The sequence below is a fragment of the Olleya sp. YS genome, assembly GCF_029760915.1.
Taxonomy (GTDB): Bacteria; Bacteroidota; Bacteroidia; order Flavobacteriales; family Flavobacteriaceae; genus Olleya.
In genome coordinates this window covers 1,059,927-1,085,626 of record NZ_CP121685.1, presented here as the reverse complement: position 1 = coordinate 1,085,626, position 25,700 = coordinate 1,059,927, and the positions used below count along the sequence as shown (strand labels likewise).

Annotated in this window: 26 protein-coding genes; 25 read left to right on the top strand and 1 reads right to left on the bottom strand. The window is 30.3% G+C overall.

Features of this window, described 5'->3' with window-relative positions:
* Positions 1-24 precede the first annotated feature (24 nt).
* The gene (locus tag Ollyesu_RS05070) at positions 25-1,002 is read left to right on the top strand and encodes a DUF4837 family protein (RefSeq protein ID WP_279302715.1); all 978 of its coding nucleotides are present in this window, start codon (positions 25-27) and stop codon (positions 1,000-1,002) included.
* A 62-nt stretch (positions 1,003-1,064) separates the two neighbouring features.
* Here the strand turns inward: Ollyesu_RS05070 and tatA are convergent, their stop codons facing one another.
* Positions 1,065-1,244 (bottom strand): twin-arginine translocase TatA/TatE family subunit, encoded by a 180-nt coding sequence (gene tatA / locus Ollyesu_RS05065; RefSeq protein WP_279302714.1) that lies wholly within the window; start codon positions 1,242-1,244, stop codon positions 1,065-1,067.
* Positions 1,245-1,358: 114 nt separating this feature from the next.
* On the opposite strand from tatA, the gene Ollyesu_RS05060 reads away from it, so the two are divergent.
* From Ollyesu_RS05060 to Ollyesu_RS04945, 24 genes are all read left to right on the top strand, one after another.
* A complete protein-coding gene (locus tag Ollyesu_RS05060) occupies positions 1,359-2,228 on the top strand; it encodes a M23 family metallopeptidase (protein ID WP_279303061.1) in 870 nt (289 codons plus the stop codon).
* Positions 2,228-3,730 carry a GH3 auxin-responsive promoter family protein gene (locus tag Ollyesu_RS05055; RefSeq protein WP_279302713.1) on the top strand — a complete coding sequence of 501 codons (1,503 nt, stop codon included), beginning with the start codon at positions 2,228-2,230 and terminating at the stop codon, positions 3,728-3,730. The genes Ollyesu_RS05060 and Ollyesu_RS05055 overlap by 1 nt, the downstream gene beginning before the upstream one ends.
* 38 nt (positions 3,731-3,768) lie before the next feature.
* Positions 3,769-5,451, top strand: coding sequence for a hypothetical protein (locus tag Ollyesu_RS05050; protein ID WP_279302712.1), 1,683 nt, complete (start codon positions 3,769-3,771; stop codon positions 5,449-5,451).
* A 13-nt stretch (positions 5,452-5,464) separates the two neighbouring features.
* Positions 5,465-6,523 carry a hypothetical protein gene (locus tag Ollyesu_RS05045; RefSeq protein WP_279302711.1) on the top strand — a complete coding sequence of 353 codons (1,059 nt, stop codon included), beginning with the start codon at positions 5,465-5,467 and terminating at the stop codon, positions 6,521-6,523.
* Positions 6,513-7,529: a dTDP-glucose 4,6-dehydratase gene (gene rfbB / locus Ollyesu_RS05040; protein WP_279302710.1), complete on the top strand. Its 1,017-nt coding sequence runs from the start codon at positions 6,513-6,515 to the stop codon at positions 7,527-7,529. Before Ollyesu_RS05045 ends, rfbB begins: the two co-directional genes overlap by 11 nt.
* On the top strand, positions 7,529-8,395 hold the full coding sequence (gene rfbA, locus Ollyesu_RS05035) for a glucose-1-phosphate thymidylyltransferase RfbA (protein WP_279302709.1): 867 nt from the start codon (positions 7,529-7,531) through the stop codon (positions 8,393-8,395). The genes rfbB and rfbA overlap by 1 nt, the downstream gene beginning before the upstream one ends.
* A 1-nt stretch (position 8,396) precedes the next feature.
* Positions 8,397-8,942: a dTDP-4-dehydrorhamnose 3,5-epimerase gene (gene rfbC / locus Ollyesu_RS05030; RefSeq protein WP_279302708.1), complete on the top strand. Its 546-nt coding sequence runs from the start codon at positions 8,397-8,399 to the stop codon at positions 8,940-8,942.
* Entirely contained in the window at positions 8,939-9,796 is an 858-nt protein-coding gene (gene rfbD / locus Ollyesu_RS05025; protein WP_279302707.1) for a dTDP-4-dehydrorhamnose reductase, read from the top strand. Before rfbC ends, rfbD begins: the two co-directional genes overlap by 4 nt.
* The gene (locus Ollyesu_RS05020; RefSeq protein ID WP_279302706.1) at positions 9,796-10,803 is read left to right on the top strand and encodes an SDR family oxidoreductase; all 1,008 of its coding nucleotides are present in this window, start codon (positions 9,796-9,798) and stop codon (positions 10,801-10,803) included. The genes rfbD and Ollyesu_RS05020 overlap by 1 nt, the downstream gene beginning before the upstream one ends.
* A gap of 21 nt (positions 10,804-10,824) precedes the next feature.
* Positions 10,825-12,096, top strand: coding sequence for a nucleotide sugar dehydrogenase (locus tag Ollyesu_RS05015; RefSeq protein WP_279302705.1), 1,272 nt, complete (start codon positions 10,825-10,827; stop codon positions 12,094-12,096).
* Positions 12,097-12,178: 82 nt separating this feature from the next.
* A complete protein-coding gene (locus Ollyesu_RS05010; RefSeq protein ID WP_279302704.1) occupies positions 12,179-12,799 on the top strand; it encodes a DNRLRE domain-containing protein in 621 nt (206 codons plus the stop codon).
* A 104-nt stretch (positions 12,800-12,903) separates the two neighbouring features.
* A complete protein-coding gene (locus Ollyesu_RS05005) occupies positions 12,904-13,479 on the top strand; it encodes a DNRLRE domain-containing protein (protein ID WP_279302703.1) in 576 nt (191 codons plus the stop codon).
* Positions 13,480-13,482: 3 nt separating this feature from the next.
* Positions 13,483-14,661 (top strand): hypothetical protein, encoded by a 1,179-nt coding sequence (locus tag Ollyesu_RS05000; RefSeq protein ID WP_279302702.1) that lies wholly within the window; start codon positions 13,483-13,485, stop codon positions 14,659-14,661.
* On the top strand, positions 14,658-15,980 hold the full coding sequence (locus Ollyesu_RS04995) for an oligosaccharide flippase family protein (RefSeq protein ID WP_279302701.1): 1,323 nt from the start codon (positions 14,658-14,660) through the stop codon (positions 15,978-15,980). The genes Ollyesu_RS05000 and Ollyesu_RS04995 overlap by 4 nt, the downstream gene beginning before the upstream one ends.
* A gap of 9 nt (positions 15,981-15,989) precedes the next feature.
* Positions 15,990-17,222 carry a hypothetical protein gene (locus Ollyesu_RS04990; RefSeq protein WP_279302700.1) on the top strand — a complete coding sequence of 411 codons (1,233 nt, stop codon included), beginning with the start codon at positions 15,990-15,992 and terminating at the stop codon, positions 17,220-17,222.
* On the top strand, positions 17,219-18,052 hold the full coding sequence (locus tag Ollyesu_RS04985; RefSeq protein ID WP_279302699.1) for a glycosyltransferase: 834 nt from the start codon (positions 17,219-17,221) through the stop codon (positions 18,050-18,052). Before Ollyesu_RS04990 ends, Ollyesu_RS04985 begins: the two co-directional genes overlap by 4 nt.
* Positions 18,053-18,059: 7 nt before the next feature.
* Positions 18,060-18,485, top strand: coding sequence for an adenylyltransferase/cytidyltransferase family protein (locus Ollyesu_RS04980; RefSeq protein ID WP_279302698.1), 426 nt, complete (start codon positions 18,060-18,062; stop codon positions 18,483-18,485).
* 4 nt (positions 18,486-18,489) lie between these two features.
* Complete coding sequence (locus Ollyesu_RS04975) at positions 18,490-19,314, top strand: hypothetical protein (RefSeq protein ID WP_279302697.1); 825 nt, start codon at positions 18,490-18,492, stop codon at positions 19,312-19,314.
* Positions 19,315-19,317: 3 nt separating this feature from the next.
* Positions 19,318-20,148, top strand: a complete 831-nt coding sequence (locus tag Ollyesu_RS04970) for a LicD family protein (protein ID WP_279302696.1) — start codon at positions 19,318-19,320, stop codon at positions 20,146-20,148.
* Positions 20,149-20,156: 8 nt separating this feature from the next.
* Positions 20,157-20,660: a metallophosphoesterase gene (locus Ollyesu_RS04965; protein WP_279302695.1), complete on the top strand. Its 504-nt coding sequence runs from the start codon at positions 20,157-20,159 to the stop codon at positions 20,658-20,660.
* Between the two features lie 3 nt (positions 20,661-20,663).
* A complete protein-coding gene (locus Ollyesu_RS04960) occupies positions 20,664-21,914 on the top strand; it encodes an O-antigen ligase family protein (protein WP_279302694.1) in 1,251 nt (416 codons plus the stop codon).
* Positions 21,911-22,504, top strand: coding sequence for a sugar transferase (locus tag Ollyesu_RS04955; protein WP_279302693.1), 594 nt, complete (start codon positions 21,911-21,913; stop codon positions 22,502-22,504). The genes Ollyesu_RS04960 and Ollyesu_RS04955 overlap by 4 nt, the downstream gene beginning before the upstream one ends.
* Before the next feature lie 2 nt (positions 22,505-22,506).
* Entirely contained in the window at positions 22,507-23,634 is a 1,128-nt protein-coding gene (locus Ollyesu_RS04950) for a DegT/DnrJ/EryC1/StrS family aminotransferase (protein ID WP_279302692.1), read from the top strand.
* Positions 23,635-23,734: 100 nt separating this feature from the next.
* Positions 23,735-25,696, top strand: a complete 1,962-nt coding sequence (locus tag Ollyesu_RS04945) for a nucleoside-diphosphate sugar epimerase/dehydratase (RefSeq protein ID WP_279302691.1) — start codon at positions 23,735-23,737, stop codon at positions 25,694-25,696.
* Positions 25,697-25,700: the final 4 nt, after the last annotated feature.

Sequence of the window (25,700 nt, the reverse complement as noted above, 5' to 3'; positions counted from 1 at the left end):
TAGTCACTTAAACTTTTTATAAAAATGAAAAAACTAGCTGTAATAATTGTATTAGTAAGCACAATCTTATCCTGTGAAGAAAGTAAAAAAACAGATCAACGTATAGTTCCAAAATCATCGGGTAATCTTTACAATGTTAGCGTTGTTGTAAACAATGACCTTTGGAATGGAGAGGTTGGGAATGCTATAAGAGACGTGTTAACAACAACAGTACCTGGATTACCTCAGGACGAACCTATGTTTGACATTAATCAAATCCCACCTAAAGTCTTCTCTGGTTTTGCAGCAAAAAACAGAACGGTTTTAAAAATAGAAATTGGCGATGATGTAGGACTAAAAATTGGAACAGATGTGTTTGCAAGACCACAAAAAGTTATTGTAGTAAGAGGAAAGGACAACAATCAAATCGTTGAAACCTTAAAAACAAATAAAGAAAAAATAATAGAGACCTTTAAAAACCAAGAACTTGAAGCGCGTCAAGCGCTTACAAACAAATCTCTTCATGTTAATAATAACATCGAAAAAAAATTAGGAATAACTCTTAAATTTCCTTCAGTTTACAGAATTGCTGAAGAAGATAAAAACTTTTTTTGGGTTAGAAAAAACTTAACTACTGGAACTAATAATTTTATGGTATATCAAATTCCATTAGATGCTATAGATAAAGAAGGCGATATTATACAACAAGTTATTAAGATTAGAGATAGTATAGGTAAAAAGTATATACCTGGACCAATTGAAGGCTCTTACATGAAAACAGAAGAAGCCTATACACCTTTTTTATTCAATACTATTATAGACAACAAACCAGCCTATGAAGTTAGAAGCACTTGGGACATAAAAGACACCTTTAATGCTGGACCCTTTTTAAACTATATGGTAGAAGACAAAATTAACAATCGTTACATTGTTATAGAAGGGTTTACTTTTGCGCCTTCTGTAAGCAAACGCGATTATGTCTTTGAGCTAGAATCTATTATTAAATCACTAAAGATTAAATAAAATAATCCACAAAAAAACCCAATGCATCACATTGGGTTTTTAATTATTTATTAAACAACTAATTACTTAGTGTCCTCTTTTTTATCGTCTTCTTTACTAGCGTCTTTAAACTCTTTTATTCCGCTACCTAATCCTCGCATTAATTCTGGGATTTTTTTCCCTCCAAAAAGTAGTAATACTAAAACCACTACTACAGCAATTTGCCAAGGTCCAATTGCTAAAAATATACTTGCTGAAATCATAACTTAAAATTTAGACCACAAAGTTAATAATTAAACTTTAATAATAACGTTTAAATGCTAACTTTAGCATATCCTTTAAATGTAAAACTTAATTTATTTACTTTTGTTTTTAATATGGCAAAACCTGAAAAAAAATCTAAAAAAATCAAGAAGAAACTACTGCATAGGTATCGTTTAGTCATTTTAAATCAAGATACTTTTGAAGAGCGGTTGTCACTTAATTTATCAAGATTAAATGTCTTTGTTTTAGGATCGCTATCTGCAATACTTTTAATTGTATTCACTACAATTTTAATTGCCTTTACTCCTTTAAAAGAATACATTCCTGGCTATTCGTCCACATCGTTAAAGAAAAAAGCAGTTCAGCTAAGTTTTAAAACCGATTCATTACAGCGTGTTATTGATTTAAATGAAAAGTATTTTGCCTCAATAAAACAAGTCCTACAAGGAGAGGTCAGCACAGTTAACTTTAATAAAGACTCCATTATTCAAGCTGCAAAACTAGAAGCTAGTCAAGTAGATTTAGATCCAATAAAAGAAGACTCGTTGCTTAGAGAAAAAGTAGATAAAGAAGACAAGTATAGCTTATTTGAAACCGCCACCTCTAGAGCAAATTTTGTATTATTTCCACCAGCTAATGGAACCATTAGTGAAAATTACGATAGCAAAACAAAACATTACGCAGTGGATATTGTGTTGGCAAAAGACACACCAATAAAAGCCACAGCAGACGGAACAGTTATTTTTGCAGAATGGACAGCTCAAACAGGACACGTAATAATATTAGAACACAGTTATGGGCTAATCTCAGTTTATAAACATAATGCCTCACTAAATAAAACGCAAGGAGATTTAGTTAAAGCAGGAGAAGTCATAGCAACCTCAGGTAATACTGGAGAATTAAGTACAGGACCACATTTACATTTTGAGCTTTGGAGTGACGGTTACCCTGTAAACCCAACTAATTTTATAGATTTTAAATAATGCTTTCAATAAAATCAGTTTTAGCAAAACCCTTTGCCAAACGTGTCTATAATAAGATTCAGAAATGGGCAAACAACCCTATTGAAACTCAAGATAAAGTCTTTAAAAGTTTAATTAGTGATGCTGCAAGTACCGCGTTTGGAAAAGACCACGATTTTATTAGCATCAACACCTATGAAGACTATGTAAAACGCGTTCCTATTAGAGATTACGAAGAGCTTAAGCCCTATGTGGATCGTGTTGTAGCAGGAGAATCTGATGTGCTTTGGAAAGGGAAACCACTCTATTTTGCTAAAACGTCTGGGACTACTTCTGGCGCCAAATACATCCCGTTAACCAAACAGAGTATGCCAACACATGTTAATGCAGCAAAAAACGCTATTCTGCTTTATATCCATGAAACTGGAAACTCAAAATTTGTTAATGGAAAAATGATTTTTTTACAAGGAAGCCCAGTTTTAAAAGAACAAAATGGGATACAATTAGGACGATTATCTGGTATTGTAGCTCATTTTGTACCAAAATACCTTCAAAAAAACAGAATGCCTTCTTGGGAAACCAATTGTATTGAAGATTGGGAAACTAAAGTTGACGCTATAGTGGAAGAAACCTTGCCAGAAAACATGACTGTTATTTCTGGAATTCCATCTTGGGTGCAAATGTATTTTGAAAAATTACAGCAAAAAACAGGAAAAAAGGTTGGTGACATTTTTAAAAATTTCAACTTATTCATATTTGGAGGTGTTAACTACGAACCTTACCGAGCAAAATTTGAGAACCTAATAGGTAGAAAAGTAGATAGTATCGAGTTGTATCCAGCTAGCGAAGGGTTTTTTGCATTTCAAGATAAGCAAAACAAAAAAGGGATGTTGCTGCAGTTAGATTCTGGAATGTTTTATGAGTTTGTAAAAGCGGATACGTTTTTTGATAATAATCCAAAACGTCTCACCATAAAAGATGTTGAGGTTGGTGTCAATTATGTAATGATTATTTCAACAAACGCAGGCTTATGGGCTTACAATATTGGTGACACAGTAATGTTTACCAGTACTAAACCTTATAGAATTATTGTTTCAGGACGTATTAAACATTTTATATCTGCATTTGGCGAGCATGTTATTGGTAAAGAAGTCGAGCAAGCTATGAAAGAAGCAACAATTAATTCTAATGTAAGAATCAACGAGTTTACAGTAGCACCACAAATAAATCCAGAGTCAGGATTACCTTATCACGAATGGTTTATAGAGTTTGAAAACGAACCAGAAAATAGTTCCGCTTTAGCGCAAAAGCTTGATGATTCATTACAAAAACAGAATAGTTACTATTTAGATTTAATTGAAGGTAAAGTATTACAACCTTTAAAAATCAGTAAAGTTGAAAAAAACGGCTTTCAGCAGTATATGAAATCCATAGGAAAATTAGGCGGTCAAAATAAAATACCAAGATTATCCAACGACAGAAAAATTGCTGACGCCTTAAAACCCTTTATTTTACTTAAATAATATTATATTTGCCAGTCAACATAGACTAATACAGTAGTATGATAAAACAACATGAAAGAACGAGAGCTCAAGAAAGCTCAAATGCAATTGAACGTATGTACATTACTATGCGTCACCTATTCAACAGAGGCTTTTATAAACCTATGGGAGTATCTGGAGAAACACTTCGTGAAGCATTATTAGTGTTAAGACCGGAAATTTATGGGTCTATTGCTGAAGAAAAAGCAGAACTAGAAGGATTATTATATGTTATCGATAGACTTCCTCACGGAATTGAAGAGTGTCGTTTTATAAATCTTACTAGTGACGAAGGATATAAAGACTCTCACTTTGAAGCAATAATTCCACCCAAAAGGCGTCGTAATTGTTATCGTATTGATGACGAGCAAATGAATATTGAAATCACGCGTGGACGTTCAGAAATTTATGATATACTGACCCATTTAACGTTTTTATTTGTAGAATCTCATAAAATTAGTAAACGCGTAATTATTGACGAGAATGGGGCAACAACTAGAGATTGGCAAAAGCTCGAAAAAGCGGTATTATCAAAAAAGAAACTGACACAAAAAGAACGTGAAATAGCCATTACCCATACAGCGAATATCTTAGGACGTACATTTAAAGAATTATCTAATGTTTATGGTGCATTTGCTTTACAAAATAAACCAGAACGTTTACTACATATCGTATATTGGTTAGGTAAATTAGCTATTGATGAGGTAGTAAATAACAATAAAAGAACAGTAACCTTTAGCCCAGTTTTAAGAGAGCGTTTAGGACATCATATACATGGAGAAATATGGGCAAATACCATAAAAGACACCTTAAAAAAGCATAAGCTTTTAGATCGACCAATACATATTATTAGTGCAAATCTGCATAGTGTTATGAATACTCTTTTTGCACCTGTTGCGCTTAAAGCAGAGTGTGCAAAAACAGAAATTTTTAAAATATATGAAGCCCTAAGTAATAGCAATAATAAAGCGCTACGCAATAAAGTGACTCAAAAAGCGTTACAGCAGGGAATGATCTTTATTGAAGACACTTCAGGAACCAATATAGATGTACAAATTTTTGATACCTCTAAAATAGATTTGACTAAAACCGACCTTAACTTACCAAAACCAAACAAAGACACAGAAGCACCTGTGCTTTTTGTTATGGACTATGCTTTTGGTGAGCAAGCTTACGAAACAATAGACGAATTACTAAAACCATTTAGAGAAGATAAGACTAAAACGCATCTTAATGTTGAGTCTATTTCTATAATGGGTAAAGCAGGCATTTTAGAAGGAGGAAAAGGAGATATCATGATACCTTCAGCACATATTTTTGAAGGGACAGCTGACAACTACCCATTTAAGAACGAATTAAGTAAAGCAGATTTAGAGGGAGAAGGTGTTGCTATTTATGAAGGATCAATGATAACCGTTTTAGGCACATCATTACAAAACAAAGATATTTTAAAATTCTTCTTCAATTCTACATGGAATGTGATTGGATTAGAAATGGAAGGTGCACATTATCAAAAAGCAATTCAAGCAGCTTCTAAAGTAAGAAGTAGCATTAATCCAAATGTCAAAGTAAGATATGCTTATTACGCTAGTGATAATCCGCTAGAGACAGGTAGTACATTAGCATCAGGAGGTTTAGGTACTTCAGGTGTGAGACCAACGTATTTAATAACTAGAAAAATTTTACAACAAATATTTAATTAACCATTATACAATTATGAGTAAAGAATTACCCTCTAAGCCAAACAATAATGAAGAAGTAGATTTAATTGTATTCTTTAACTTGATTGGAGCAGCAATTACAAAAGTGCTTAATTTCTTTTACAATATTTTAAAAAGATTTTTCTCTGCTTTAATGTACGCTTTAAAAGTGCTTTTCAAAAAATGGAAAATTGTATTGGGTGTTTTGGTGTTAGCAGCAATTCTCGGATACGGATTAGAAAAAATCAAACCAAAAACTTATAGTACAAGTATGTTGGTAGAACCTTATTTTAATTCTAAATACCAATTGGTCAATAATATAGATTACTTCAATGCCTTAATCAAAAATGAAGACAAACAGTCACTAAAATCTATTTTTAAAGTAGAAGATGCTATTATTGATGAAATACTAGCTTTTGAGATTGAGCCAGGTCCTGAGACAGAAAATGATAGATTATTGCAATATGAAGATTTTATATCTAAACTAGATTCTGTAAGGGCTCAACAATACTCATTTGAAGACTTTATAGAAAATAGAAGTGTTTATTCTGGTCGATATTTTTTAATCAAAGCATACGCTTCAAAGCCAAATATTTTTAAAGATTTAGAAGAGGGTATTTTAAGTTCATTTGTCAATAATTATTCTAACAAAGCAATGAAAAGGCGTGATGAATTGTTAGTTGTTCAAAAAGAAAATTTAGAAGAACAATTAAAGCAAGTCAAAGAGCTTCAGAAAGTATATATCGATGTCATTGAAAAAGAATCAGACAGCAAGCAAAGTAGTCTAAAAGTTGGTGATATATCTATTTCGGGAAGTGATAAACAAAACACGAAAGAATATGAATTACTGCGTGAAGAACAGCGTATAAGAAACGATTTAAAACAGTTAGAGGAGAAAAAGATTCAAGAAGACGTTATTTTTGAGGTAATTTCTAGCTTTCAAGAAGTTGGTAATGTTTCAAGAACGTGGAAGGACAGGTATATGTTTATTTTCCCAATTATATCGTTTGTGTTATTGATATTATATTTTATTTCAAAAAAAGTAATCACATTTACTTTAAATTATGAAGACTAAAACCATTTTGGTCACTGGAGGAGCTGGGTTTATAGGCTCTAACTTTGTACCATATTTTTTAAAGGAATATCCAAACACACATTTAGTTAATTTGGATAAATTAACTTATGCAGGCGATTTAACTAACCTAAAAAATATTGAAACCTATCAAAACTACACCTTTGTAAAAGGAGATATTTGTGATAGAAAACTTTTAGAAAATCTATTTGAAAAGTATAATTTTGATGGTGTTATTCATTTTGCAGCAGAATCTCATGTTGATAATTCTATAACTAATCCTGGCGCTTTTATAGATACTAACATTACTGGAACATTTAATTTAATAGATGTTGCCAAAAAACATTGGATGGACGCTCCTTTCAAAGTAAAAGAAGGTTGTGAACACAATAGATTTCATCATATATCAACAGATGAGGTCTATGGTACCTTAGGCGAAACAGGATTGTTTACCGAAAGCACACATTATGCTCCTAATAGCCCTTATAGTGCTTCTAAAGCTGCATCAGACTTTGTTGTTAGAAGTTATTTTCATACTTACGGTATGAACGTAGTAACAACTAACTGTTCCAACAATTATGGGCCAAAACAACACAATGAAAAATTAATACCAACAATTATTAGAAAAGCAATTTCTGGTGAAAACATTCCAATTTATGGAGACGGGAAGAATATTAGAGACTGGTTGTATGTATTAGACCACTGTAAAGGTATAGATTTAGTTTATAGAACAGGAAAAGAAGGAGAAACCTACAATATTGGTGGGAGAAACGAACGTAATAATTTATACATAGTAGATACTATTTGCTCTATTTTAGACGAAATTAAACCATCTTCTAAATCTTATAAGGAGCAAATTACTTTTGTTAAAGATAGACCAGGACATGACTTTAGATATGCAATTGATGCTACTAAAATAGAGAATGAGTTAGGATGGAAAGCTGATGAAAATTTTGAATCGGGAATACGTAAAACAATAGACTGGTATTTAGAAAAATATAATAGCTAATGAAAGGAATTATACTTGCAGGAGGATCCGGAACGCGACTTCACCCATTAACTAAAGTGTTAAGTAAACAGTTAATGCCTATCTATGATAAGCCAATGATTTATTACCCTTTATCAACATTGATGCATGCTGGTATAAGAGAAATATTAATTATCTCAACACCAGAGCACTTACCGCTTTTTAAACAATTGTTAGGTGATGGTGCACATCTGGGATGTAATTTTCAGTACGCAGTACAAGAGGCTCCTAATGGATTAGCAGAGGCTTTTATTATAGGAGCAGATTTTGTTGGAAAGGATAAAGTTGCTTTAATTTTAGGAGATAATATTTTTTATGGAACAGGATTGTCAGATCTTTTAAAGTCAAATAATGATCCAGATGGAGGCATTGTGTATGCTTATCATGTTACGGATCCAGAGCGATATGGTGTAGTCAATTTTGATAGTAACGGAAAAGCACTTGCTATTGAAGAAAAACCTGAAAAGCCAAAATCTAATTATGCGGTTCCAGGAATATATTTTTATGATAATAATGTCATTGAAATAGCAAAAAACATCAAACCAAGCCACAGAGGCGAACTAGAAATAACAGATGTTAATAAAGAATACCTCAAACAAGGCAAGCTCAAAGTCTCTATATTAGATAAAGGAACAGCATGGTTGGATACTGGTACATTTAATTCGCTAATGCAAGCTTCTCAATTTGTTCAAGTTATAGAAGAGCGACAAGGATTAAAAATTGGAGCAATTGAAGAAGCGGCATACAGTAGCGGTTTTATTACAAAACAACAGTTAGTAGATTTAGCGACACCACTATTAAAAAGTGGATATGGAGAACATTTAATAAGTTTAGTAAACCAAGAATAAAATGGAAGCTAAAAAGACCATTTTAAAAGATTGTTACATCCTAGAACCAAACGTTTTTGGAGACCAAAGGGGATATTTTCTGGAAAGTTATAACAAAAAACAATTTGATGCATTAATAGGAGGAGATGTCAATTTTATTCAAGACAATGAATCTTTTTCTAGTAAAGGTGTTTTAAGAGGTTTACATTTTCAAAGTGGTGAGTATGCACAAGCAAAACTAGTAAGAGTCACTCAGGGAAAAGTATTAGACGTTGCAGTAGACATACGACCGCATTCACAAACATTTTTAAAGCATATTAGTGTAGAATTGTCTTCAGAAAATAAAAAACAATTGTATGTACCACGTGGTTTTGCACATGGTTTTATTGTGTTAAGTGATACTGCTGTGTTTAATTACAAAGTAGATAATTGGTATAACAAAGCATCAGAAGGTGGTATTATCTATGATGATGAAACGTTGAATATAGATTGGGTTTTAAAAAAAGACCAACTAGTAATCTCAGAAAAAGATAAAGTTTTACCAACTGTAAAAGAATTGTTTAAATGAAAAAAATTCTAGTAACTGGAGCTAATGGACAACTAGGACTATGCCTTAAAGAACAATCTAACGATATTAAAACGTTAGATTTTGTCTTTTTAGATAGTCAAGAATTAGATATTACCAATCCCAAACAGATAGAATTAGTATTTAATAAACATAACGCAGATTACTGTATTAATTGTGCTGCTTACACCGCAGTTGATGCTGCTGAAGACAACAAAGATTTAGCATATAATATTAACACACTAGGAGCGAAAAACTTAGCAGAAGCATGCAAAAAGTATAAGGTTACTTTAATGCATATTTCTACAGATTTTGTCTTTGATGGTAAAGGTAGTGTGCCCTACAGCGAAAAAGACAAGACCAATCCGTTAAGTGTCTATGGAGCCTCTAAATTAGAAGGAGAAAATGAAATAATGGCTATTTTGAAGCAATATTATATAATTAGAACCTCATGGTTGTATTCAAAACATAAGTCTAATTTTGTAAAAACAATGCTAAAATTATCGGATGATAGAGATGAGCTAAATGTCGTTAATGATCAAAAGGGAACACCAACAAGCGCTTTAGATTTAGCTGATGCTTTGATAAGAATAGTAAAGTCTAAAAACTCATGTTATGGTATTTATCATTACAGTAATACAGGAGAGGCTACTTGGTATGATTTTGCTAAAGCAATTTTTGAACTATCAAATACAAACATTAAAGTAAATCCTGTCCCATCTGAAGCATTTTTAACAAAAGCAAAAAGACCAAAATATAGTGTTTTAGATAAAACTAAAATTAGTACTGATTTTAATTTAGAAATACCAGAATGGAAATTAAGCTTAAAAACAACATTAAATACTCTTAATAGTTAATGTATACTCATAAATATCATACCAAAGATTTATCTAATTTTTCGTTTTTAGTTACGGGAGGAGCTGGATTTATTGGTTCTAATTTAGTAGAATATTTATTGAAGTACAACGCAAAAAAAATTATAGTATTAGATAATTTTTCTACAGGTAAAAAACAAAATTTAGAACCTTTTTTAAACTCTCCAAATATTAAACTTATTAAAGGAAATATTGAAGATTTAAAAACGTGTATAAACGCAATGGAAGATGTAGATTACGTTCTACACCAAGCCGCATTAGGATCTGTTCCTAGATCAATAAACAACCCCATAGCTACAAATACCACAAATATTTCAGGCTTTTTAAATATTCTAGTAGCAGCTAAAGAAAACAGTACTGTAAAACGAGTCATTTATGCAGCTTCTTCTAGTACTTATGGAGATAGTAAAGCACTACCAAAACAGGAGGACAAAATAGGAAAACCACTATCTCCATACGCAGTTACTAAATATGTAAATGAGTTATACGCAGATGTGTTTTATAAAACCTATGGATTAGAAACTATTGGGTTAAGATATTTTAATGTGTTTGGACCTAAACAAGATCCAAATGGAGCCTATGCTGCTGTTATCCCGAAGTTTATTGGTCAAATGTTGAATAATGAAACCTTAACTATTAATGGTGATGGACAACACTCCAGAGACTTCACTTTTGTCGAAAATATTGTTCAAGCAAATATTAAAGCTGCTTTAACTGATAACCATAACGCTATAAATCAAGTTTTTAATGTTGCTTGTGCAGAAAACATCAACCTTAATCAACTAACGGATTATATTAAAAAAAACCTTTTAGATTTAAATATTGAAACTCAAAGTCAGGTTTTATACGGTCCAGCCAGAAAAGGAGATGTCAAACATTCTTTAGCAGATATTAGTAAAGCGACTAATCTGTTAGAATATTTACCTAAATTTAAATTTAACTCAGCAATTCAATTAACAACAAAATGGTTTGTTAATAATGCTAATTAACAACAAAGCGCTACTTAATTTATGAAAAATAATATTGCAATTTTAGGTTTGGGTTATGTTGGTTTACCTTTGGCAGTAGAGTTTGCTAAAAAGTATAATGTTATTGGTTATGATATCAATAAAAATAGAGTAGAAGAATTAAAACTAGCAATCGATAATACATTAGAAGTAAGTCAGGACAATCTTAAATCTGTGCTTAATAAGCAAAACGATAAAGGTTTGTCGTTGTCCTATCTGTCATCTGACATTAAAGATTGTAATATATTTATTGTTACAGTTCCAACACCTGTAGATAAAAATAATAGACCCATTTTAACTCCACTAATTGAGTCATCTAATACTATCGGCCAAATTTTAAAAAAAGATGATATAGTTATCTATGAATCAACTGTATATCCTGGAGTAACAGAAGAAGTGTGTGTGCCAGTTTTAGAAAAATCAAGTGGGTTAATATTTAATAAAGACTTTTACTGTGGCTATTCACCTGAAAGAATAAATCCAGGAGATAAATCACGTACTATTACTAAAATTAAAAAAGTAACTTCTGGATCTACACCGGAAATTGGTGTGAAAATTAATGACCTATATGCTTCAATTATTACTGCAGGAACCCATTTAGCTTCATCAATAAAAGTTGCTGAAGCAGCAAAGGTTATTGAAAATGCACAACGAGATATCAATATTGCTTTTGTAAACGAATTAGCTAAAATTTTCAATAAATTAGATATAGACACTCAAGAAGTACTAATGGCAGCGTCAACTAAGTGGAACTTTTTACCGTTTAAGCCAGGATTAGTAGGAGGTCATTGTATAGGTGTAGACCCTTACTACTTAGCTCAAAAAGCACAAGAAGTTGGCTATCATCCAGAAATTGTATTAGCAGGAAGGCGCTTAAATGATAGCATGGGTGACTATGTTGCTACCCAAGTTTTAAAACTTATGGTACAAAACAATATTCCTATAAAAAAATCTAAAGTATTGATGTTAGGGATTACATTTAAGGAAAATTGCCCAGATATTAGAAACACCAAAGCTATAGACGTTTATAAAACATTAAAGTCTTTTAATTTGGATGTTGAAGTATACGATCCTTGGGCAAATAAAGACGAAGTAAAAAAACAGTTTAATATTACATTAATAGATACATTGAAGAACAATTATGATGCTATTGTACATACAGTATGTCATGATCAGTTTAAAGAAATAAATCTTAATGATATTAAGTCTAAAAACGGATTAATCTATGATGTTAAAGGAACATTAAATAAAGACGATATATCTGGGAGATTATAATGAATTTTGTTACTAAATAATTATAAAATACATTCCAGAAGCATAACATTTAAAATAACACTAACACCTAATTAATTATATTATGAAATTATTTAAGCCCTTTTGTACAGTTTTAATCATACTAGTTGTGGTTTCATGTAATAAAAAAGAAACTAAGATAGCAGTGTTTCAACCTAATGATCAAAATGGAAAAGATACAGCAATTTCAGAAAGCAATCCTAGTGCTAATTATTCTACATTAGACAGGATTCATATGGTATCATTGTCATCAAACGACTCTGTTAAAAATGATGTAAGATCATTACTTAGATTTGGTTTTGCTACCTTAAAAGAAGAAATTAGTATAGATTCAGCATTTGTTCACCTTTATGCTATTGATCCAGGTCATTTTGGATCTAACAATTCTTTTGTATTGATTCCAGTTAAGAAAGTTTGGATAAATGATGAAGTAACTTGGAACAACCAACCAGAAGTTGACACCAATAAAACAATAACTGTTGAAGCCCCAACAAACGCTAATCAAGACTATAAGATAAACATAACGGATTATGTAAGAGCTGTGCATCAAAATAAACAGCCAAATTATGGTTTTATGATTCAGTTGGAAGACGAGAAAAATGCATATAAAGGACTTAGGTTTCATTCTAGCAACAGTAAAGACGTAAGTAAGCATCCTAAATTAGAAGTGTTTTACACCGAATAACAGTTTATAAATTGATAAAAACTATATACAAACAACTCAAAACAGAAAAAGTGCTATTAAAAAAGCATTTAAATTGTTTAGCGCTTTTACTTTCATGCTTTTTAATGTCATGTAATATTAAAACAAGTAATGTATATATACCAAACAGCCAGCTAGGAATAGACACATATATCGATAGCGAATTTGATACTAAAAACTTTTCATCTGACAAGGAATTAAAAATCACTAATTTTTCTTTTAAAGACTCTACGGTCAAAGAAAATAGGTCATTATTAAAAATAAGATGTTCTAGTATACCAAAAAAAGCAATAGTTGATTCTGCATTTTTATATTTATATATTTCAAAATCAGAACAACTTGAATCTCCATATGTCATTGATATAGAAAATATTGTAGAAGATTGGGATGTTACAAGTGTAAATTGGTTTAATCAGCCTAAAACTGACTCTAAAGTAGTTGCTCAAATTATTGTTAAAGAAGAACAACGTAACTATTACAAAGTGGATTTAACACAGTTTATTAGAGCATTAGTTGACGAAAAGTTTAGTAATTACGGACTTATGTTTAAAACAAACCTGGAAAAAAGCAAAAGCGGAATTATAAGTTTTTTGTCTAGTGATACTAAAGACCTTGATAGCAGACCTAAATTAAAAGTTTATTTTAATCAAAACATTTTTTAGTTAATGAGTTTTATTAGAAAGTTTATTGAAAACACCAACTTAAAACAGTTCTTTCTAGAAAACTTGTTAATCCTATTCTTTGGATACGATTTTATAATAAAGATCATAGTCCATTACACACAGATTAGTTTGTTTTACAACTATGTTATAGTGTTTAAAGTGTTAATTGTTTTGGCTGTAATAACAAGTATTGGTTTTAATAGTATTAATAAAACCTATGTACTCCCTCTTTTAGGCTTAATACTGGCCTATATTATTACACAGCTTTTTCATTATAACAATTTATCGATTGACGATATTCAATTTAATGGATATTATTTTTTAAGTAGTGTAACACCTATTTTGTTTCTTCTTTTTTTCAACAATTATAGTTCAGATATAACCAAAAGCCAAGTCAACAAAGTTATTTGGTTTTTAGTAATTAGTTCTGTGTTTTTACTAATAGGTTATTTGTTTCAAATTGAAGTATTCAGATCTTATTTTAGAGGAGGAAGATTTGGTTATTCAGGCTTTTTGCTATACCATCATGAAGCAGGATTTATATACTTTATAATAATTAATCTGCTGTATTTTAAACTTAAAAAAAATAAAACCAATAAAAATATCTTTTTGTTTTTAATTGTTTTATTTCTATCACTACTTGTTGGCACAAAAAAAACATTGCTTTTTAATTTTATATTTTTTTGCTACTTATTTGCTGATAATATTAAAAACAGAAAAGCGGTGTTGTTAACTTTAGTGTCTGCAGCTTTAGGGTTATTGTTATTTAGCAAAAGTCTTCTAAAATTTTATTACTTATTTAAAGAGATTTATGAAAAAGATGGGTTTTGGAGCTCATTTTTATCCTTTAGAAATATTTTATTTAATGATAGGTTTTACCCTTACGTTACAGAAAATAACTCCATTATTAATATAATTTTTGGCTGGCCATTTTTTAATAACCATAGAACAGAAATGGAGGTTTTTGATGCTTTTTTGTTTTTTGGGTTTATAGGTATAATTTGTTATACAATGTTGTTTATTAAGATATTAAAAGGAAAAAATAAATTGTCTTACTTTTTAGTATTAACACTTGTTATAGGTGCTGTTTTTTCAGGTAATTTATTAGCTAGCGTAAATGTCATGATATTATTATTTATAACATTAAAATATATTAATTTACAAGAAACCACAACGTATTGAAATCAATAAAAAATAGTATTTACGCAACTCTAGACGTTGTGTTTGCGCCTTTCTTTTTAGTAATAGCAACACCTATATTTATTTCTCAAATTGGAATAGAAAAGTATGGGCTTTGGATTCTTGTAAATAGTGTACTTGCATCACTTTCCATATTTAACTTTGGTATTAATGAAACGATTATAAAGTACATTTCTGAAAGCAAATCTAAAAACGATAATTTATTCCAAAGCAAAGTCTTTAGTTCGGTAATTTTATTTCTTGTTTTGCTATCCGTAATTATATTAGGGGCTATTTATTTAGTTTTTTTTAGCAATTATTTTTTAAATTTTTTTAAGGTCACCGAAATTATTAAAATCTTACTTTTCGCCTTTCCGTTATTTTTTATAAAGCAAATAGAGCAAGCTTTGTTTGCTTTACATAAATCGCATGAAGATTTTAAGCATCTAGCCAAACAGTCCTTTATATCTAAAGCGCTTCTTTATTTATCTCAAATAATTGCAGTTTTTGTTTTTAAAGATGTTAAAAGTGTTTTTATGATTTCTGTTATTGTAGCAGGATTGTATCTGTTATACCAGTTTTATGAATTAACCCATAAATATGAGTCCGTATTTGTCAGAAAAAATGCAAGTGTTTCCGTTTTTAAAGGAATTTTGGGTTACGGTAAATGGGCTTGGTTTTCTAGTACCATATTAATCTTTAGCGCACACATTGATAAATGGATTGTAAGCTCTTTATTAGGTCTTAAAATTTTTGCTTACTACTCTATTGGAGTTTCAGTTTTAAATCAGCTAAAAACCATACATACAGCTTCAATATCATGGGTCTTTCCTAAAATATCAGGAAATCAATTATCTGTAAGCGAAAGAGCTAATTTACATTTTAAACTTACAGTTTTTGTTAGTGTTTTGGGTTTGATGGTCAGCTTTTTTTTAGTAAAAACGGACTTTCTATTTAAGCTTTGGTTAGGAGATTTTACATTTCAAAACAGTAAATTATACTTACATACATTTTTATATCTATTACCTATTTGGTTAATGTCTGCAGCATCATTTTACTATTTACAAGGATTAGCCATAGTTAAGAAAAAGTTTTTTGCAGATTCATTGGTATTAATACTTAAAATAGTAGTGACATTTGTAGCTTTGCTGAAATTGGATATCGAAAGATGGCCTATATTGTTTTTTATTCCAATGTTGGTAGAAGTAATTCTTTTTTCAAGTATTGTTAACAAACACAGTAAGTTGAAAATGACGCATTTAAATTTATTTATAGTGTTTAATTTTTTAATATTGTTTTTAAGATATAAGGGCATTCTATAAAGTAATTAAATGTTAAAAGAAATAAGCCATTTTAAGATTGTAACAGGAGTCATAGTCGCACTCTTTTTTTTCCCGTCTATCACTTTTGGTTTATTACAAGCAGAGGTTTTTCCTTGGGGTATAATTTTATCTTCTTACATAATATTTAGACAGAAAAAGATTAACAAATTTTATATAATAGTCTTAGCAAGCTTGTTTTTAAATGTAATTATTTTCTCGCTTTATTATTTTCCAGATATTAAAATTCCAGAAGTTGTCAGATCACTTTTAGCCTACGTTAATAGCTCAATCTGTTTTGTCGCTTTTTACCAAGCATCAAAAATCTCAACATTAAAGACTATTAAATTGGTTAAAGTATTATTTGTCTTTTTAATACTGCTGGGTGTTTTTCAGTATTTGGGTTTACTAAAAATATTTGACCCTGTTTTTAAATTTTTAATTCCTAGAGCCAGCTCAGAGGCTCTGGCACGTGTTAGAAGAGGGGTCACTTTACTAGCTACAGAACCAGCAAGAGCTGGTGTAAGTCTAGTATTTATTTACGTTGTCGTTAGAACAGCTTTTATAAAAAGTAAAAGAATTTTAAGCGATATATTGTTTCTGTTTTTTTTAACAATTATTATAAAGTCAATAATGGCTTTAGGCGTATTTTTTGTATTTATATTATTAACCTATAGAGCCAAATTGTTACGTTTTTTGGCAGTAGGTTTAATAGTGTTATTTTTAATTGATATATCAGGAGGTGGCGGAAGGTCTGAACAAATGATAAAAAAAATTAAAAGACAGCAAAGCTTTGGCGATGCTACAATGGTAGTGGTAGATTTGGCAGGTCCAAGATTAATCTCAGTCTATTCCTCTTGGCTACATACATTTAGCCATCCTTTTGGAGGCGGTATAGGTCATTGGGAAAAAACATCTGTCGACGCCTTATTAATGACAGGTGTTGATTTTAGCGAAATAAATTATTTTAAATTTAAAGGTAACTCAAAAGCAATTCCAACAAGGTCTAGTGGCTATATTTCAAATCTTGTTTTAGACACTGGATTTTTTGGCGTTTTTGTATTTTTTGTATTTTTGTACGCTGTACTTAATAAGTTTTGGAAGATTGATAAAGAAGCTAAAAATATCATCATTTTATTTTTATTCAAAATTATGTTTATCGGGTCTGTTGGACCTCCAGATGCATGGATTGCAACAATTATCTCGTTAAAATATTTACATTATAAAGCCCTAAACAAAGCATGAGCTTAGAGTTACCTAAATTTTCTGTTTCAATGTCTGTATATAAAAATGATAATCCTGATCATTTTTATCAAGCCATTCAAAGTCTAGTTAATCAAACTATAGTTCCTAATGAGATAATCATTGTTGTTGATGGGCCAATACCAGAAACAACTAACCAAATTTTGGAAAAGTTTAAAGCAGAAAATGACAATGTAGTTGTGCATAGACTAGACAAAAACATGGGTCATGGATATGCAAGAAATATAGGTTTACAAAATAGTACTTATGATTATATTGCATTAATGGACAGTGACGATGTATGTTTAGAAAACAGGTTTGAATTACAACTTAAATTTTTCAAATCTAATGCTGATGTTAGTATTTTGGGAGGAACAATAGAAGAGTTTTCTGATGATGCCTTAACAACAATATCAAAAAGAAAACTACCACTTTTAGACTCAGATTTAAAACAATACATGAAGTATAGATGTCCATTTAACCAAATGAGTGTAATGTTTAAAAAAACTCATGTGCTTGATGCTGGAGGCTACAAAGATTGGTTTTGTAACGAGGATTATTACTTATGGATACGTATGGCTTTAAAAAACTATAAGTTTCATAATCTAGAAGAAACACTTTTAAAGGTTAGAACTAACGAAGATTTTTATAAGCGACGTGGTGGACTTAAATACTTTAAAAGTGAAGCTAAAATTCAGAAACTTATGTTAACTAAAGATATTATATCTTTGCCAACATATTTATACAACGTAAGTATAAGATTTGTTGTACAAGTTTTAATGACAGACGGTTTAAGAAAATACTTTTTTAAAACCTTCACAAGAACAAAATAAAATTACATTGAAAAAAGAAATTGTAGGATACACATCAGGAGTTTTTGACATGTTCCATGTTGGACATTTAAACATCTTAAAACAAGCTAAAAAACATTGTGACTATTTAATAGTTGCTGTTAGCCCTGACGAGCTAGTTTTTTCATACAAAGGAAAAAAGCCAATTATGTCCTTAGAAGATAGAATGGCCATCATAGAAGCTATCAAGTATGTAGATAAAGTTGTTATCCAACACGATAGAGATAAAATAAAAGCCTACCATAATTATAAGTTTGATATTATGTTTGTTGGCGACGATTGGAAAGGAAACCCGCTTTTTGAGGAGGTTGAAAAAGAGCTTATAAAACATGGTAGTAAGATTCAATTTTTCTCTTACACTAATAAAGTATCTTCTACCAAACTTAGATCAATTTTAAAGGACGAAATTAAATAGTATTATGCGTTTTACATATAAGCAGTTTAATAGTATTTGTAAAAAAGCTGTTGAAATAAAAAAAACCATTACAGCTAATCAAATCCTGTCCAACAATACAAAAGAAGACAACTGGATTATTTTTAAACACGATGTAGAAACTAACGTCGAGCGTGCTTTAAAAATGGCTAAGATAGAGGCAGAACATGGTATTAAAGCCACGTATTACGTACAAGGATATCTTTTAGAAAATAATGTTAAGCTTTTAAAGGAAATAGCTAATTTAGGACATGAAGTCACTTACCACTATGATGTCTTAGATGCTAACAATGGAGATTTTGAAAAGGCTAAAACCGAATTTGTAAATTATGTTACTGCTTTTGAAAAGCACGGATTTAAGATAGAAACCCTTTGTCCACATGGTAACCCATTAATGATTAGAAATGGGTGGAACTCTAATAAAGATTTTTTTAGAAACGAAACAATTGCAACAGAGTTTAATAACATGTTAGATATTGTGGTGCAATTACCAACAACCTTAGCTTCAGATTATATTTATATTTCTGATGCAGGATTTCAATTTAAAATAATTGTTAATGTTGAAGATAATGATATTAATAATGGAGGAGATATTAATATCCATTCCCTTAAAGAATTCGAAAATATTTGTGTAGAAAACAAAAAAATAATCTTCAGTACACATCCTCATCGTTGGAAAGCGTATGCACTTTCTGCCATAGCAAATAAATCAAAATTTAAACTTATTAGAAGCGTTGCTTTATTAGCAGCAAAAAATAAAACTATTAAAAAGTTTTTAAGTAAATTCTACTTTTTAGCTAAAAAAATATAGAATATGACTGATGAAGAGCTTAAAGCAATACACTCTAAACTACTGGTTTTAGCTAATTACTTTGACAAATTTTGTAAAGAAAACAATATTGAGTATTATCTTATGGGTGGTACTGCTCTTGGCGCTATGAGACATAAAGGGTTTATCCCTTGGGATGATGATTATGACACCTTTATGGATTACAAAAACTACACAAAATTTAAAGCTTTAGTAAAGGAAAAATTAGATACAAATCTTTATTATTTTCAAGAAGAAGACACAAAAGAGTTTCCGTTGTTTTTTAGTAAAATTAGAATGAATGGCACTACTTATATCGAAAAAGATTCTGTAGGCAGAGACATGCACCATGGATTATTTATAGATATCATGTGTTTAAATAATACTTTTGAAAATAAGAACTTAAGATATCTGCAATATTTAGCCGCAAGAATAGTTAATGCTAAAGCATTAGGAGAGAAAGGCTATTTAACAGATAGTAGAACAAAAAAAATAGCTATATCTTTAGCTAAAGTATGTATACGAGGTCCTATTAAAAAAGGTTTACTTAATTTTATAAGAAGCTTAAATAAAAAAGAGACTAAGTACTTGGGACATTTTTTTGGAAGAGCACCATTTAAACGTACGTCTTTTAAACGAAGCTTAATAGGTCAAGGTAAGCACGTAAAGTTTGAAACATTATCATTACCTGTTTTTTCAAACGTGGAAAACTATTTATCAATTAGATATGGTAAAAAGTACATGGAATTACCATCTCAAGAGGTCAAAGACCAGTATCCTTCTCATGCATTTATTGTAGATTTAGAAAACTCTTATAAACAACACATGCCAAAGTAATTAGTATTATGAAAATTGGAATTTACTCAGATATACATGATCATATTTCTAATTTAGAAAAGACGCTTCAATATTTTAAAAACCATAATATTGAACACACCTTTTTTTGCGGAGACTTTTGCTCTCCAATTCCTGCAAAAGTTATAGGAAACAGTGGAATATTAACGTATTGCGTATTTGGTAATGGAGATGCAGACCGATTTACAATTCAACACCTAGCATTTAATAAATATAATAATCTTAAATTAAATAGTGAATATGCTGTTATAGAATTAAATAGTAAAAAGATAGCAATGACACACTATCCATTTTATGCAAACGCATTGGCTAAATCTGGAGATTATGACTTGGTTCTATGCGGACACACACACGAATCTAATATTGAACTAATAAACCAAACATGGTTGATTAACCCTGGAGAAGTAATGGGATGGAAAGGCGATGCTTCATTTGCTGTTTACGACTTTAAAACCAATGCAGTAAATTTGGTTAAAATTAATGATCTACCTTAATTCATGAGGACTTATAATCTTGATTTCATTAAAAAAATAGAACAGCTGCCTTACTTGCTATTATTTCTATTGTCCTTTTTTCCTATTTTAAACATCAAGATTTTATCAATTTTATCATTACTTTTTTTTTCATCATCAATATTTTTAAATCTTAAAAACATCAAAGTAAACTATATTAAGATAGGTTGTAAACCGTTATTAGTCAATTGTTTATTTTATTTGTTATTAGTGGTTTCTATTTTATATTCTCCGCTAAAGTCAACAGGAGCTGATTTTTTAATAAGACAAATAGGTCTGCTGTTAATGCCAATAATTTTAATCTACGCTATTAAAATTCCAAATAGGTTAATTAAGTACATGACAATTGTTTTTATTGGCTCTAATATATTAGTTGTTATATATTTTATTGTTAAACTTAATTTAATACAAGATTTTATAAATCAACCATCAGCTTTTTTTAACACCTCTTATTTTATTGAAATATCCAATAGTTTAGATTATAAAGATTGGCATGCAACTTACATTGCTATAAATAATTTATTGGCATGTGTGTTTTTGGCAAATTATATAACTAAGCCAAAAGCAATACAATACAAAGTACTAGCTGTTTTTTTAATAGGCTTTTTTTTAGTTTTCTCTTTAATTCTTAATTCAAGAATAATTTTTTTATTAAATCTATTAATAATTCCGTTCTTTTTATTTTTTAAAATTAAAACAGTGAGATTTAAAGTAATTACATTAATATCAATGCTATTATTGTTTTTTCTTCTTTTTAAAGTATCAAACAACAACAAATTAGGACGCATTTTTGAACATCCAGTGCAATATTATGTAAGTAATTTTAGTGCCAAAACAGTTTTAGGTGTAAGGTATCAAGTACAAAAATGTAGTGTTGAGCTAATCTCGAGAAGCCCCTTATTAGGCTATGGTATTGGATATGAAAAAAGCCTGCTTACAGATTATTGTTTTGAGGTTAAAAATTTTCAAAACAAATACTTAAAATCTTATACATCTCATAACGTTTACTTATCTACAATGTTTTCTGCTGGTATATTTGCACTTTTGGCCTTATTGTATATGCTTTTTAATAACTTAGTTTTAGGCATTAAGCAAAGAGATTTAACGTATGTGTCATTTCTCATCATTTTTATATTAGGTTTTCTAACAGAGAATTATCTTATTAGATTAAATGGGATCTTATTATTTGCTTTTTTAAATAGTTACTTTTACCAAAAAAATTATATCAAAAATTGAAAAAATCTGATAAATTTATTAAGCGATTATTTGACATTATAGTATCTACTATTGGTTTAATATTGGTTGGTTGGATTATAATAATTGCAGCTATCATTGCTAGATTTGACACTAAGTTAAGTGGTTTTTTTAAACAAAAAAGAGTGGGTCAACATGGTAAAATATTCAAGGTCTTCAAATTAAGAAGTATGAAAAACGTTGAAGGTGTAAATACCACAGTGTCCACTATAAAAGACCCTAGAATAACAAAAATTGGTAATTTTTGGAGAAGATCAAAAATAGACGAGCTTCCTCAATTAATCAATGTGTTTTTGGGCGATATGAGTTTAGTTGGTCCTAGACCAGACGTACAAGGGTTTGCAGATCAACTACAAGGCGATGATAGAATTATATTAACCATAAAACCAGGTATTACTGGACCAGCATCAATTTTTTTTAAGGATGAAGAAAACCTTTTGGCAAACCAAGAGAACCCAGAAATCTATAACAGAGAAGTAATATGGCCTAAAAAGGTTGAAATTAATAAAGCATATATACATAACTATAGCTTTTTCAAGGACATTAAATATATTATTAAAACATTTATTTAAAGATGAAAGATAAAATATGGCTATCCTCACCACATATGGGAGGAAATGAACAATCATATATTAAAGAAGCTTTTGACACCAATTGGATAGCACCATTAGGTCCAAATGTATCAGGATTTGAAAAAGACTTAGAAACTTATCTAAATCAAAATAAACATGTGGCGTGCCTTTCTTCTGGTACAGCTGCAATACATTTAGCATTGGTTCAGTTAGGAGTGGGTTTAAACGATGAGGTTATTTGTCAAACATTTACCTTTTGTGGCTCTGCAAACCCAATAACCTATCAAGGCGCAAACCCAGTTTTTGTAGATAGCGAATCTGACACATGGAACATGTGTCCTAAGCATCTTGAAAAGGCTATTAAAGATAGAATGAATAATGGTAAAAAACCTAAAGCTATTATTATAGTACATCTATATGGCATGCCTTCTAAAATAGACGAGCTATTAGAAGTCGCCAACAAGTATCAAATTCCAATTATTGAAGATGCAGCTGAAGCTTTAGGGTCAACTTATAAAGGTCAAAAATGTGGGACATTTGGCGATTTTTCCATATTATCTTTTAATGGAAATAAAATTATTACCACCTCTGGAGGTGGAGCAATGGTTTGCAACTCAGAAAAAGATAAAAATCAAACTATATTCTACGCAACACAAGCAAGAGACAATGCACCACATTATGAGCATTCTAAAATAGGATATAATTACAGAATGAGTAATATAAGTGCTGGAATTGGAAGAGGTCAAATGGAAGTTTTAGACAAACATGTTAACCTTAGACGAAAAATGAATCAGTTTTATGTAGACCTATTCAAAAGCATAGATGGTGTAGAGGTTCAAAAAGAACCTTCATCAGATTTTTATTCAAACTTTTGGTTAAGCTGCATTTTAATTAATAAAAATGCGCCATTCAGCATTACTCAATTTCAAGAGGCTATGACTGGAGAAAATATAGAGACGAGACCGCTCTGGAAACCAATGCATTTACAGCCAATTTTTAGTAATCAACCTTACTATGGAGATGGATTAAGCGAAGAGCTGTTTAAAACTGGACTTTGCTTACCAAGTGGCTCAAACTTATCTAATAATGATTTAGAAAGAATAGCTACAGTAGTAAAAAATCTAACCTAAAATAGATTACAATTCCCTAAAATAAAGGCTTTAAGTATAATTTTGATTATATTGTCATTATAATTTAAGATATTTGCTATCTGTTTTTATAAAGACCCAAATGCTTAAACAACTAAAACAAGCCTTATTTCAAGTTTTAGAATCTAGTAGAAAAAAAATAGATTTTAAAAACATTAACTATCTTCCAAGATGGGCAATTTTATGTTTTGACATAGCCATACTCCTTATTGCTTCGTTTTTTACTAAAATAATCGTAAGTAAAATTCAAAAGGCAGCATTTTTTAGTCTTGGCTTTTCAACAGAGGAGATTGTAATTGTTACTATAAACATTTTGTTTTTTGTATTATTTAGGACTTATGCAGGACTGATAAGGCATTCAACCTTTATAGATGCTGCTAAATTCTTTTTAGCCTCTATAGCGACTTTAATCACTGCACTAGCTGTGTATTATGGTTATTTGTTTATTATTGGCAAGGAGTTGTTTTCTATTCCACAATTATTTATTTATTCGATTGTATCATTTTGCGGACTATTTTTATTTAGAATACTAGTAAAACAAGTATTTCAAGTCTATCAACGTTATAATGATGAAGAAGCAAGACTAAATGTTTTGATTTACGGAACAGGAGAAAATGCCATAGCTATAGCTAGTGCATTAAAATCAGAGAACCCATCACGCTATAAAATACTTGGCTTTATTGACAAAGATGGTAAAAATAAGAGTAAAGAAATACTAGGGTTACCAATTATTCATCTTAATCGTAAAACCGCAGTATTATTAAGAATTTATAATGCGCAAGCGTTGATTATTGCGGACAGCTCACTTACCAAAGAAGAAAACATTAAAATAGTAGACAACTGTTTAGAATATAATTTTAAAGTTTTTAGAGCACCACTAATTTCTGATATAGAAAAGAATACCAATCTGTCCAATCAGATTCAAAAAATTCAAATTGAAGACATCTTAGAAAGAGAACCCATTAAACTAGATAATAAATTAGTTGCAAAAGAAATTTTTAACAAATGTATTTTAGTTACAGGTGGAGCAGGATCTATAGGAAGCGAAATTGTTAGACAAGTTGCTAATTATAAACCAAGTAAATTATTAATACTTGACCAAGCGGAGTCACCTCTATACAACATTCAGTTAGAGATTAAACATGATTTTCCAGACATAAGTTTTGAAGCTATAATTGCAGATGTTAGAAAAGCGGATGTGTTAGAAGAGGTTTTTAAAACACATAAACCTCAAGTTGTTTATCATGCTGCAGCCTACAAACATGTACCGCTAATGGAAAAACACCCTTCTGAAGCTGTTTTTGCTAACGTTTTAGGAACAAAAAACGTAGCAGATCTATCACATCGCTTTAAAGCTGAAAAATTTGTGATGGTATCTACAGACAAAGCGGTAAATCCAAGTAATGTCATGGGTGCTTCTAAACGTATTGCAGAAATTTACGTTCAAGCATTACAACACAAAGTACTAGCAGACAGTAAAAGCAACACACAATTTGTTACGACAAGATTTGGTAATGTATTAGGTAGTAATGGGTCTGTTGTACCATTGTTTAAAAGACAGATAGAAGAAGGCGGACCGTTAACAATAACTCATCCAGATATCATAAGATATTTTATGACTATTCCGGAAGCTTGTCAACTTGTTCTAGAAGCTGGAGCAATGGGTAATGGAGGAGAGATATTTATTTTTGATATGGGAGAGGCTGTTAAAATTATAGACTTAGCAAAAAAAATCATCCGTTTGGCAGGATTTGTTCCATATAAGGATATAGATATAAAGGTAGTAGGTTTAAGACCTGGAGAAAAATTATATGAAGAATTGCTTAGCGATAAGTCAACTACCTTACCTACATATAACAATAAAATTATGATTGCAAAGGTAGAAAATTGTACACATACAGAAATTAATAAAGATATACACGAGTTAATTGCACTTGCAAAAGAAGACGAAAAAAATGCATTAGTTAAAAAAATGAAAGACATAGTTCCTGAGTTTTTAAGCATGAATTCTGATTTTGAAATTTTTGATAAAAAGATAGTTTAAGATA

Excerpts from the sequence above, each read along its gene's own strand:
- rfbC (WP_279302708.1), top strand. The coding sequence starts at position 8,397 with ATGGAAGCTAAAAAGACCATTTTAAAAGATTGTTACATCCTAGAACCA.
- Ollyesu_RS04970 (WP_279302696.1), top strand. The coding sequence starts at position 19,318 with ATGACTGATGAAGAGCTTAAAGCAATACACTCTAAACTACTGGTTTTA.
- Ollyesu_RS05050 (WP_279302712.1), top strand. The coding sequence starts at position 3,769 with ATGATAAAACAACATGAAAGAACGAGAGCTCAAGAAAGCTCAAATGCA.
- Ollyesu_RS05000 (WP_279302702.1), top strand. The coding sequence starts at position 13,483 with ATGAGTTTTATTAGAAAGTTTATTGAAAACACCAACTTAAAACAGTTC.
- tatA (WP_279302714.1), bottom strand. The coding sequence starts at position 1,244 with ATGATTTCAGCAAGTATATTTTTAGCAATTGGACCTTGGCAAATTGCT.
- Ollyesu_RS04960 (WP_279302694.1), top strand. The coding sequence starts at position 20,664 with ATGAGGACTTATAATCTTGATTTCATTAAAAAAATAGAACAGCTGCCT.
- Ollyesu_RS05010 (WP_279302704.1), top strand. The coding sequence starts at position 12,179 with ATGAAATTATTTAAGCCCTTTTGTACAGTTTTAATCATACTAGTTGTG.
- rfbD (WP_279302707.1), top strand. The coding sequence starts at position 8,939 with ATGAAAAAAATTCTAGTAACTGGAGCTAATGGACAACTAGGACTATGC.
- Ollyesu_RS04950 (WP_279302692.1), top strand. The coding sequence starts at position 22,507 with ATGAAAGATAAAATATGGCTATCCTCACCACATATGGGAGGAAATGAA.
- Ollyesu_RS05060 (WP_279303061.1), top strand. The coding sequence starts at position 1,359 with ATGGCAAAACCTGAAAAAAAATCTAAAAAAATCAAGAAGAAACTACTG.
- rfbA (WP_279302709.1), top strand. The coding sequence starts at position 7,529 with ATGAAAGGAATTATACTTGCAGGAGGATCCGGAACGCGACTTCACCCA.
- Ollyesu_RS04985 (WP_279302699.1), top strand. The coding sequence starts at position 17,219 with ATGAGCTTAGAGTTACCTAAATTTTCTGTTTCAATGTCTGTATATAAA.
- rfbB (WP_279302710.1), top strand. The coding sequence starts at position 6,513 with ATGAAGACTAAAACCATTTTGGTCACTGGAGGAGCTGGGTTTATAGGC.
- Ollyesu_RS05045 (WP_279302711.1), top strand. The coding sequence starts at position 5,465 with ATGAGTAAAGAATTACCCTCTAAGCCAAACAATAATGAAGAAGTAGAT.
- Ollyesu_RS05055 (WP_279302713.1), top strand. The coding sequence starts at position 2,228 with ATGCTTTCAATAAAATCAGTTTTAGCAAAACCCTTTGCCAAACGTGTC.
- Ollyesu_RS04965 (WP_279302695.1), top strand. The coding sequence starts at position 20,157 with ATGAAAATTGGAATTTACTCAGATATACATGATCATATTTCTAATTTA.
- Ollyesu_RS04975 (WP_279302697.1), top strand. The coding sequence starts at position 18,490 with ATGCGTTTTACATATAAGCAGTTTAATAGTATTTGTAAAAAAGCTGTT.
- Ollyesu_RS05020 (WP_279302706.1), top strand. The coding sequence starts at position 9,796 with ATGTATACTCATAAATATCATACCAAAGATTTATCTAATTTTTCGTTT.
- Ollyesu_RS04990 (WP_279302700.1), top strand. The coding sequence starts at position 15,990 with ATGTTAAAAGAAATAAGCCATTTTAAGATTGTAACAGGAGTCATAGTC.
- Ollyesu_RS05005 (WP_279302703.1), top strand. The coding sequence starts at position 12,904 with ATGTCATGTAATATTAAAACAAGTAATGTATATATACCAAACAGCCAG.
- Ollyesu_RS05070 (WP_279302715.1), top strand. The coding sequence starts at position 25 with ATGAAAAAACTAGCTGTAATAATTGTATTAGTAAGCACAATCTTATCC.
- Ollyesu_RS04945 (WP_279302691.1), top strand. The coding sequence starts at position 23,735 with ATGCTTAAACAACTAAAACAAGCCTTATTTCAAGTTTTAGAATCTAGT.
- Ollyesu_RS05015 (WP_279302705.1), top strand. The coding sequence starts at position 10,825 with ATGAAAAATAATATTGCAATTTTAGGTTTGGGTTATGTTGGTTTACCT.